Annotated in this window: 11 protein-coding genes and 1 pseudogene; 9 read left to right on the top strand and 3 right to left on the bottom strand. The window is 68.3% G+C overall.

Going from position 1 to position 9,274, the window contains the following annotated elements:
• Nucleotides 1–93: 93 nt before the first annotated feature.
• Complete coding sequence (locus tag D7W81_RS44470; RefSeq protein ID WP_158621766.1) at nucleotides 94–534, bottom strand: IS5 family transposase; 441 nt, start codon at nucleotides 532–534, stop codon at nucleotides 94–96.
• Nucleotides 535–1,094: 560 nt separating this feature from the next.
• Between D7W81_RS44470 and D7W81_RS36670 the strand changes: the two genes are divergently transcribed.
• From D7W81_RS36670 to D7W81_RS36650, 5 genes are all read left to right on the top strand, one after another.
• Nucleotides 1,095–1,997: a DUF6310 domain-containing protein gene (locus tag D7W81_RS36670; RefSeq protein ID WP_120560026.1), complete on the top strand. Its 903-nt coding sequence runs from the start codon at nucleotides 1,095–1,097 to the stop codon at nucleotides 1,995–1,997.
• Entirely contained in the window at nucleotides 1,994–2,752 is a 759-nt protein-coding gene (locus tag D7W81_RS36665) for a DUF5953 family protein (protein ID WP_120560024.1), read from the top strand. Before D7W81_RS36670 ends, D7W81_RS36665 begins: the two co-directional genes overlap by 4 nt.
• A 112-nt stretch (nucleotides 2,753–2,864) precedes the next feature.
• Complete coding sequence (locus tag D7W81_RS36660) at nucleotides 2,865–4,106, top strand: FAD-dependent oxidoreductase (RefSeq protein WP_120560023.1); 1,242 nt, start codon at nucleotides 2,865–2,867, stop codon at nucleotides 4,104–4,106.
• A 130-nt stretch (nucleotides 4,107–4,236) separates the two neighbouring features.
• The gene (locus D7W81_RS36655) at nucleotides 4,237–4,989 is read left to right on the top strand and encodes an SRPBCC family protein (RefSeq protein WP_120560022.1); all 753 of its coding nucleotides are present in this window, start codon (nucleotides 4,237–4,239) and stop codon (nucleotides 4,987–4,989) included.
• A gap of 17 nt (nucleotides 4,990–5,006) precedes the next feature.
• Nucleotides 5,007–6,176 (top strand): zinc-dependent alcohol dehydrogenase, encoded by a 1,170-nt coding sequence (locus tag D7W81_RS36650; protein WP_120560021.1) that lies wholly within the window; start codon nucleotides 5,007–5,009, stop codon nucleotides 6,174–6,176.
• 79 nt (nucleotides 6,177–6,255) lie between these two features.
• Here the strand turns inward: D7W81_RS36650 and D7W81_RS36645 are convergent, their stop codons facing one another.
• Entirely contained in the window at nucleotides 6,256–6,591 is a 336-nt protein-coding gene (locus D7W81_RS36645) for a hypothetical protein (RefSeq protein ID WP_120560020.1), read from the bottom strand.
• 189 nt (nucleotides 6,592–6,780) lie between these two features.
• On the opposite strand from D7W81_RS36645, the gene D7W81_RS36640 reads away from it, so the two are divergent.
• The gene (locus tag D7W81_RS36640) at nucleotides 6,781–7,416 is read left to right on the top strand and encodes a class I SAM-dependent methyltransferase (protein WP_244227690.1); all 636 of its coding nucleotides are present in this window, start codon (nucleotides 6,781–6,783) and stop codon (nucleotides 7,414–7,416) included.
• A 178-nt stretch (nucleotides 7,417–7,594) separates the two neighbouring features.
• Nucleotides 7,595–8,020, top strand: coding sequence for an OsmC family protein (locus D7W81_RS36635; RefSeq protein WP_120560018.1), 426 nt, complete (start codon nucleotides 7,595–7,597; stop codon nucleotides 8,018–8,020).
• A 19-nt stretch (nucleotides 8,021–8,039) separates the two neighbouring features.
• Here D7W81_RS36635 and D7W81_RS36630 read toward each other — a convergent pair whose 3' ends face one another.
• A complete protein-coding gene (locus D7W81_RS36630) occupies nucleotides 8,040–8,300 on the bottom strand; it encodes a hypothetical protein (protein WP_120560017.1) in 261 nt (86 codons plus the stop codon).
• A gap of 106 nt (nucleotides 8,301–8,406) precedes the next feature.
• Here D7W81_RS36630 and D7W81_RS36625 point away from each other — a divergent pair, with 106 nt between their 5' ends.
• Both D7W81_RS36625 and D7W81_RS36620 read left to right on the top strand, forming a co-directional pair.
• Complete coding sequence (locus D7W81_RS36625) at nucleotides 8,407–8,982, top strand: RNA polymerase sigma factor (RefSeq protein WP_208721598.1); 576 nt, start codon at nucleotides 8,407–8,409, stop codon at nucleotides 8,980–8,982.
• Nucleotides 8,979–9,274, top strand: a pseudogene (locus tag D7W81_RS36620) (hypothetical protein); the annotation flags it as partial. The gene D7W81_RS36625 and the pseudogene D7W81_RS36620, both read left to right, overlap by 4 nt.

Below are 9,274 nucleotides of genomic sequence, written 5' to 3'. Positions count from 1 at the left end.
ACCATCCGCTTCACCATCTGAGACTTGAATGCATCCGTGTACGGCACTGCGTCCTGCCTGCTCTCGCCCCCAAGGCGTGGTCATCCCGGCTATTCAGCCGAGGCGACAACTTCCCTGACACAGGGGGGAGCGGCTTACCGCCCGTCGTTGTGACGGCGTGAACCTTCGTTGAAAAACCTCCTCGAGAACGCCCCAGAGCATTGCTTCGGACCCCCCTTTTCCGCCCGAGGCGTCCTGGTGCGCTCGGACGACGGAGGCATCCGCGAGCGAGCCGCGCTCATCCACTTCAAGCCGCAGGGCCTTGAAGATGGCTTCCCATCTGCCAGCCTGCGCCCAGCGGTGGAAACGGTTGTAGACGGTCTTCCAATGGCCAAACCGCTCGGGCAAGTCCCGCCACTGCACGCCCGTCTTCACACGCCAGATGACGGCGTTGATGAAGTCGCGGTCCCCTCGCTTCGAGGGTGGGCCGCTGCGAGAGCCCAGCAGGGGCTCAATGCGGCTCCACTCGGCATCGCTCAGTTCATGTCGGCGCACAGCCAGCGTTGATCACGTCCGACGCTGACTGGCAACCTTCTGAAGTTGGGTCCAACTCGGGTGTTTGATCCACCAGGTTGATTTTCGGGCCGGAGATCAGGGACAGCCCCTAGACTCAATGATCCTACCCATCGAAGGGCAAATCACTGAAGAACAAGCCTTTGCCCTCAACGAAGCCCGTCTTGACGCCCTATTCAAGGCACGAGACAGCGCCATGAAGTACCGGCGACAGATGATTGAAACAGCCTGCAAGGAGGCCGCTTCTAAAATAGAAACCGGAACTCTGCATTGAGCCATCGTGAAGTCGTCTGCGGGTCATCCGTGACGACCGGGGTCTTCAAGCCCATCACATGTCCCGCATGCTGACGTATTCAGACTGCTCGGCTCCACTTCTACGGTTCCCTTGCCAGTGTTTCTCCGAAACCCTTGGCCCGGCTCTGGCGCCAGTATCCGGCATGGTTGCACTCTATCGAACGCACTTGCCGGCTAGGAAGGCGGCATACTCCAGTGGAGGCCACTCCTGACCCGTGGCTCTTTGCCTCCGAGAACAGGCCGTAGCCATGCGCATCCACGCTTGCATCGCGATCCTGCTGTTCATTTCGGCCTGCGCGACGACGGAGCCCGCGGTCCGCGGCCCGCGGATGGCCAACCTTCAGCGAGCGTCGGCGCTGCCCTGGAGCGACGGTGGGCGGTGCGTTGTTCGCGAAGCTTCCCAGCCCTGGCCCGTGTTGGTGGAGCGCTGCTATCCGGCCCTCGATCAGGACCGGCTCGAGTTCCACGACACCACGGGAAGGTGCACGGTCGCCTCCGCTGGTGCCGCTGCCGTAGGGCTCGGGTTCTGCGTGCTGGCGGCTCCTGAGATCGTCGTGGGGGCTGTGATCGTCCTTGGCGTGGTGGTGGTCGCCGTCGCCATCAAGGAGGAGTTGGAGGCGTATGAGCTCCGCCACCTCTACCCCGAGGAAGCAGGGACCTCGCGAGGAACGAGGGCCGCGCCTCGGGAAGTCGCAGCGGAACGGAAGCCCAAGCTGGAGCCGGAGCCAGCCGGGAAGGACTGGCAGCCCCCTTTGCCACCCGTGCCGCTGGGCCGAACGGGCCGCGCCAGTTGTGAGCCTGTTCCAGTGCCGCATGCAGGCGAGGACGATGCGCATAACGAGTGCGCCGACGAGTTCCCGCCGAACCGCTTTCCCGGTCACGACGTACTCGTGAACGGCAAGCGCTTTGATGCGCTCCAGGTCGGCGTGCGTGTGCTGTGGGAGATCAAGACGTATCAATTCGATACGTACAGTGATTACCTGCGGGAACGAGTGATAGAACAGCAGGTGGACGAGTTCCTGGAGGATCGGAAAATCGCGGAGGCATGTGGATATCGCTTCGTCGTTGGCGTGAGCAGTGAAGCCCACAAGGAAGCGCTGCTGCGAGTGGATTCCAGCCTCCAAATCGTCGTCACGGGATGCAAACGATGACCACACGAAAACGCCTGGAGCTGAACGTCTACGCGCCTGCTCTCGTGAGGGACGACGGTCGGACACTCGCTGTCGTCCGGGGTGTGGAGCTGGCATTGCCCGGCTTGCGCCTGGAGTGGGAAATAGACAAAGACGGGCGTCCCATCGCTGTACCGAAACGTGAGGTCTTGCTCGCCGAGGCAGCAACACGCGGAAAGCTCCCGTTGCTCTGCAACGGCGACGAGAGCTACCCCGTGACGATTTCCGGGCTGCGGCGATTCGCCGGTGCGAGCGCTGGGGGGCAACCACAGTTCCAGGTCCATGCAAAGTTGCCACTGGACGCGCCCGTCATCGCGGCAGCAGCGGATGTGCTTGAAGCTGTGACAGAAGGCTCACGCGCCTACTGGGGACAGGCAACGCCGGACGGCGCCGCGCTGGACATTGCGTATCAGATTGCCCCCACACTGGAGGGGCCGCCGTCTCCTCGCCGGGGGCTGCCCGCCCTGAAGCTCTTCGAGCACATCCGCTCGCCCGAGCTTCCCTATTACCTCGGGTGGCTGAACTACTGGTCGGCCGCCGCTGCTCGGGCCATCGGGTTCCCGGATCCTGTTCGCGACACGGAGTTGCTGTCGCGGGCCCGGCGCACGGCATCCGGTGGGTGGGTCGTGCAGCTCACGGAGACGCCGCTCGACCTGGATGACCCTGCCCACCTGGAAACGCTCAAGCGGGCCTACGAGCGCTTCCCAGAGATCGGCGGACGCATTGCGCCTCGCTGAAACCAGCCTCCTGGCATGAGAGGGATTGTCGGACATCGCACGCCGCATCGGCCGGGGCTCCAGGTGCGGTGGTCCGTCCTGGGATGGACCCTTCCTCCGAGGAGACACCGCCATGGCCGACCAAGCGCTCACCACGCAGTGCTGCATCGCGGGCGGGGGCCCGGCGGGGATGATGCTGGGGTTGCTGCTTGCCCGGGCCGGCGTGGAGGTGATGGTGCTGGAGAAGCACGCGGACTTCCTCCGCGACTTCCGGGGCGACACGATCCACCCGTCCACGCTGGAGCTGATGCACGAGCTGGGGTGGCTGGACGAACTGCTCGCCCTTCCCCACTCGGAGCTCCTGGACCTGCGCTTCCAGGTCGGCCCGCACGACGTCAAGGTGGGGGACTTCCGCCACCTGCCCACGCACGCGCGCTACCTGGCGTTCATGCCGCAATGGGACCTGCTCGACCTCATCGCGCGCAAGGCCGCCCTGTATCCCGGGTTCCAGCTGCACCGCCGCACGGAGGTGACGGACCTCGTGCGCGGCGAACAGGGCCAGGTGGTCGGAGTCCGCGCACGGACGCCCGAGGGCCCGCTGGAGGTGCGCGCATCGCTGGTGGTCGCCGCGGACGGCCGGAGCTCCACGCTGCGCGAGCAGTCCGGCCTGAAGGTGCAGGTCCTGGGCGCCCCCATGGACGTGCTCTGGTTCCGCGTGTCGCGCAGGCCCGAGGACCGCGACCCGCCCCTGGGGTTCTTCGAGCCCGGACAGCTCCTCCTCCTCATCAACCGGGGCGAGCAATGGCAATGCGGCCGGGTCATCCCCAAGGGAGGCATCGCGTCCGTCCACGCGCGCGGCCTGGAGTCCTTCCGGGATGACTTCGCGAAGCAGGCGCCGTTCCTCGCCGACCGCGTGAACGAACTCCGGACCTGGGACGACGTGAAGCTCCTGACCGTGCAGGTGGATCGGCTGCGCACCTGGTACCAGCCCGGCCTGCTGTGCATTGGCGACGCGGCACATGCGATGTCGCCCGTGGGCGGCGTGGGCATCAACCTCGCGGTGCAGGATGCCGTGGCCACCGCCAACCTGCTCACGGGCCCCCTGCTCGCCCGGCACGTCACGACCCGCGACCTGCGCCGCGTCCAGCAGCGGCGCGAGTTCCCCACGCGCCTCACCCAGCGAGCCCAGGTGCTCATCCAGAACCGCGTGGTGGCTCCCGTGTTGCGCAAGCACGCGCTCGGCAACGGCCGGCTGCCCCTGACCCTCCGGCTGGTGCGGGACTTTCCCGCGCTGCGCCGCATCCCCGCGCGCCTGATTGGCCTGGGCATCCGTCCCGAGCACGTCCACACGCCGGCCGCTTCGCCCCCGCACTGAGGGACGCCGGACCGCCAGTTCCTCCGGCCCGGTTCCGGGCAGGGTTGTCCCGGGGCCCTCTGGCCCAAAGCTTCGCGAGGAGTGCCTGACGCACGTGCGTCACCCCCTCCGCGTCAGGCCCGGAGGAACCATGCCGAGCTCACGAACGACGGCCCTGCGGGAGGCCCCATCCCAGGCAGCCGCCTCCCAGGAGGACCTGCTGACGAAGCGGTGGGGCCCGGCCGCGTCGACGGTGGTCGCGGCGACGCTCATGTCGTTGGGCTTGAGACGCCGCTCGCTCGGGGGCACGGTGGTGGCCCTGGCCAGCGGCGCCCTGCTCTACCGGGGCCTGCACTCCCGGCGGCGCTCTCTTTCCACGGAACGTCGCGCGTCGACGGGCGAGGAAGCACGGCGCGTCCAGTTCACGCAGGTGGAGCACACCCTCACGGTGGGCCGTCCGGCGGACGTGCTCTACCGCCTGTGGAGTGAGCCCTCCACGTTGAGCCTGCTCATGGCGCACTTCGCGGAGGTCACGCCCACGGCCGGCAACGGCCGGCACTGGCGGATCCACGGGCCGTTCGGACGGGAGGTGAGCTGGGACTCGCGGCTCGTGGAGGACCGTCCGCCGGAGCTCCATCGCTGGGAGTCCACGGAGGACAGCCCCATGAAGACGCGGGGGTGGGTGCGCTTCAAGCCCGCCCCCTCGGACTGGGGCACGGAGGTGACGCTGCACCTCGAGTTCGCGCCCCCGGGCGGCGCGGTGGCGGAGGCGCTGGCGAAGCGGATGCGCGGCATCCCGTCCATGCAGGTGATGAAGGCGCTGCGCCGCTTCAAGAGCCTCGCGGAGACCGGAGAGATTCCCACGCTGGACCACAACCCTTCCGCTCGCGTGAGCGCGGACTGATTCGGGAGCACGAAGCCATGCGAGCCCTTTGTTGGAATGGAGTGAACGACCTGCGGGTGGAGACCGTCCCCGATCCGGAAATCGTCAGCCCACACGACGCCATCCTCCGCGTCACGATGTCGACCACGTGCGGCTCCGACCTGCACTTCATCGACGGATACCTTCCGACGATGAAGGCGGGCGACATCATCGGCCATGAGTTCATGGGCGAAGTGGTGGAGGTGGGGCGCGACGTGAGGAAGGTGAAGAAGGGGGACCGGGTGGTGGTGCCCTCCTTCATCGTCTGTGGCAACTGCTGGTACTGCGACCACCAGCTCTGGTCGCTGTGTGACAACACCAACCCGAAGCCCGAATACCAGCAGGTGGCCTTTGGCTACCCCTCGGCTGGCATCTACGGCTACACGCACGCCTTCGGCGGCTACGCGGGCGCCCACGCGCAGTTCGTCCGGGTGCCTCACGCGGACAACGACTGCTTCCTCGTGCCGGGAGGCCTGCGCGACGAACAGGTCCTGTTCCTCTCCGACGCGGCGCCCACGGGCTACATGGGGGCGGACTTCTGCGACATCCAGCCGGGCGCCACCATCGCCGTGTGGGGCGCGGGCGGCGTGGGGCTGATGGCCATGCGCAGCGCGTACCTGCTGGGCGCCGAGCGCGTCATCGCCGTGGACCGCTTCCCAGAGCGCCTGGCCATGGCGGAGCGGTTCACCGGAGCGGAAGCCCTCGACTACAGCCAGGTGGAGAGCGTGGTGGACGTGCTCCGGGAGATGACCGGAGGCCGCGGGCCGGATGCGTGCATCGACGCGGTGGGCATGGAGGCCCACGGCACCGGACCGGGCTACGCGTACGACAGGGCGAAGCAGGCGCTGCACCTGCATTCGGATCGGGGACAGGCGCTGCGCGAAGCCATCCTCGCCTGCCGCAAGGGCGGCACGCTGTCCGTGCTGGGCGTGTACGGCCTGATGGACAAGTTCCCCCTGGGCGCCATCATGAACAAGGGCCTCACGCTGCGCACCGCGCAGCAGCACGGGCAGAAGTACATGCACCGCCTGCTGGAGCACGTGGTGAAGGGCGAACTGGATCCGTCCTTCCTCGCCACGCACCGCTTCTCCCTGGAGGACGCGCCCAGGGGCTACGAGCTCTTCAAGAAGAAGGAGGATGGCTGCGTGCGGGCCGTGTTCACTTCTTGAGCGGACGGCGCGTTGCTGGTCGCGGATGACGCCAGCAACACGCTCTGGAAGGTGACCGCGAAGCGCTGAAGGGCAATGCCTAGCAGCCCATGCAGACCGGGCGGATCAGCTTCCACTGACCGCAGCCGTTGTCGCCGCAGCACGTCTGGTAGAGCGTGCCGGGCCGGCCGTAGTCGCCGTTGTGCCAGCTGCCGTCGCCGCCCACCTCGCGACACGCGGAGCAGGTCGAAGACCAGATGACCTGCTCCGCCAGGTAGCTGCCAATGGCACAGTTGGGCGTGGAGCCAATGCCCTGCTCCACCTGCGAGGCCTCGCCCGCGGGCGCCGCCTCCTCCAGCTCCGACGCCGGGCCACACGCGGACAGGAGCCCCACGGAGAAGCTCGTCAAGACCAAGGCACGGATCATGTTGCGCATGCGGAATGCTCCAGGTGACGGAGGCGGAAATGCCTCGCGCCCCGCAGTCCGGCAGAATGCGATATCCTGCGCAACCCTGGCGTTTGACTTCGCCCTGGCTGTTCCTTTCCTGCCCTGGTGATCGCAATGGCTCTCTTTCGTGCACAGGCGGTGGTCCATCCCCTGACGCGGTGGTGCTTGTGTCTTGCCATGGTCACGGCGGCGGGCGCGTGCCGCTCCGAGGGCAAGCCTGAAAGCCCGCGGGCGGAAGCCCCCCGTGCCCCCGCGGAGGCCGCCGCGCCAGAGGAGCCCGCGGACCTGCATGGAACAGGAGGCGTCGAAGGCGTTGATGCCGCGTATGACCAGTCCCGTCAGCCCGCCCGGTTCATCGCCGCGTTGGGAATCGGTCCGGGGCAACGCATCGCGGACGTCGGAGCGGGCCAGGGCTACTTCACGCAGCGGCTCGCGGATGCGGTGGGCCCCACGGGACGGGTGGTCGCCACCGACATCAACGACGAAGCCATCCGGCGGCTCCGCGTGCGGGTCCTCGCGCGCAGGAACGTCGAGGTGCGGAAGGTGGAACCGGATGCTCCGGGCCTCGAAGCGGGAGCGTACGATTTGATCCTCCTCTCGGAGGTCGATCACTTCTTCTCGGACCGGGTGGACTACCTCACCCGGCTGCGTGCCGCGCTCACGCCCCAGGGCCGCATCGCGGTGACGCACCTGCGGGCCATGCGCCCCCCGCTCGTCGCCGCCGCCCAGGCCGCGGGCTACACCGTCGTCGCCGAGGTCAACGACCTGCCGGACCACTACCTGCTCTTCCTCCGCCCCTCCGCCCGTCCCTGACAGCGGCCCCAACCGTCCAGAACCCAGGCCTCCACGCGAGGGAGCGTCCAATCCCAAGCAGAACCCGGCCTGGGGCCGTCGACAGGACCGCCGCGCTCCAGCGAGCGCCCTACCCTTCCGCGGCGCGAACGCAAACGGACGCGGCAGGCCGCCGCGTCGCGCAGGGGAGACGAACATCATGGGTATCAGCAAGGGCAGTGCGCAGTGGAACGGCGGATTCAAGGACGGCAAGGGCACGATGAAGCCCGGCCACGCCTCGGAAGTCCCCTTCTCGGTCGGCACCCGCTTCGAGGGTCAGCAGGGCAGCAACCCCGAGGAGATGATCGGCGCGGCGCTCTCCGGGTGCTTCTCCATGGCCCTGTCGGTGGGGCTGGAGAAGGCGGGCCTGAAGCCCACGCGCATCCAGACGAACGCGGACGTGAGCCTGGACAAGCAGGGTGAGGGCTTCGCCATCACCACCATCACGCTGAGCACCGAGGCCACCGTCCCCGGCGCCGACGACGCCCGGTTCCAGCAGATCGCCGAGGAAACCAAGAAGGGCTGCCCTGTCTCCAAGGCGCTCGCGGGCGTGAACATCACGCTGAAGGCGAAGCTCACGACCTGACGGGCCTTCAACGCCGGCATCAGCCGCCGGGGCACGCGTCACGGCAGTCCAGCCGGCACGCGACGACCTCGGGCGTGTTGCCCACGCAGGTCGCGTAGCACTGGCTCAGGCACGGCGTGAGGTCATGCTCCGCCGCGCCGGGCTCCTCCGCGGCCGGGTCCTGCGCCTCCCCCGGACGGTCCTCTTCCAGAGGGCTGTCCGGCGAGGGGACGTCCGCGGGGCCACAGGCCGCCAGGAGGCACCCCGCCGAGGCCAACGCCACCACCCAATTCCGCCGCATGCGGCCCCCCTTTCACCGGACGGTGAAGGCGCTACTCTAGCCCGCGAAGCCGAGGGGAAGAATCCTGGCCCGTGGCCGATTCGCCCCCAGGAGGTCTTCTTCGCAGGTGGGTGAGACGGACGAGGTCACGGACGCGGTTCGGCGCGCGACGCAGGGAGATGCGTCCGCCTTCAGTGCGCTGTACCGCCTCACCCGTCCCCTGGTGGCCCGGCTGGTCGCGGGTTTCGGCACATTGGATCCCGACGAGGCGGAGGACGTCCTCCAGGAGGCCTACGTGCGGGCGTTCCGGGGGTTGCCCCACCTGAAGTCGGCGGGGGCCTTCACCCCGTGGCTGTTGACCATCGCGCGCAACCGGGCGCGCACGAGGCTGGAGCGCCGCAACCTGCTCCAGCGGATGGAGGAGGAACGGGCGGACCCGACACCGGAGACGGTGCCGGCCCTGCCGCCCACGCTCCAGGTGGAGCGGGACATCGAGGTGGTGCGGCAGCTCATCGCGGAGCTGCCCGAAGGCGAGGAGAAGAAGACCGTGCAGCTCTTCTACATCGAGGGTCAGCTCTCCGCGCGGGAGATCGCCGAACAGCTCGGCGTGGGCAAGAGCACGGTCACCATGCGGCTGGATCGGTTCCGTGGGCGCATCAAGCGCGAGCTCCTTCAACGGGTGCTCGCCGGACGGTGGGAATGAGCATGAGACACCTGGATGCCACCGCCATGGCCGAGCTCACCGCCCGCGACGCCGCCGCCGTCACCTGGTTCCGTGAGCACCTGGCCTCGCCCTGTGAGGTCTGTGAGACGTTCCTCGCCACACACACGGATCCGCTCGACGGGCGCACGGACGCCCTGCTCCTGGCGCTCGTGGGCGACGCAGGAGAGAGGCCCCTCGAGGAAGAGCTTGAGCGGGGCGAGGCCGCCTTCGACCGTCCGGAGGAATCCGCCCCGCCCGCGGGCTTCGCGGGCCGCGCGGTGGGCATGCTCTC

The sequence above is a fragment of the Corallococcus aberystwythensis genome (genome assembly GCF_003612165.1).
GTDB lineage: Bacteria > Myxococcota > Myxococcia > Myxococcales > Myxococcaceae > Corallococcus > Corallococcus aberystwythensis.
This window is presented reverse-complemented; position numbering and strand designations above follow the sequence as displayed.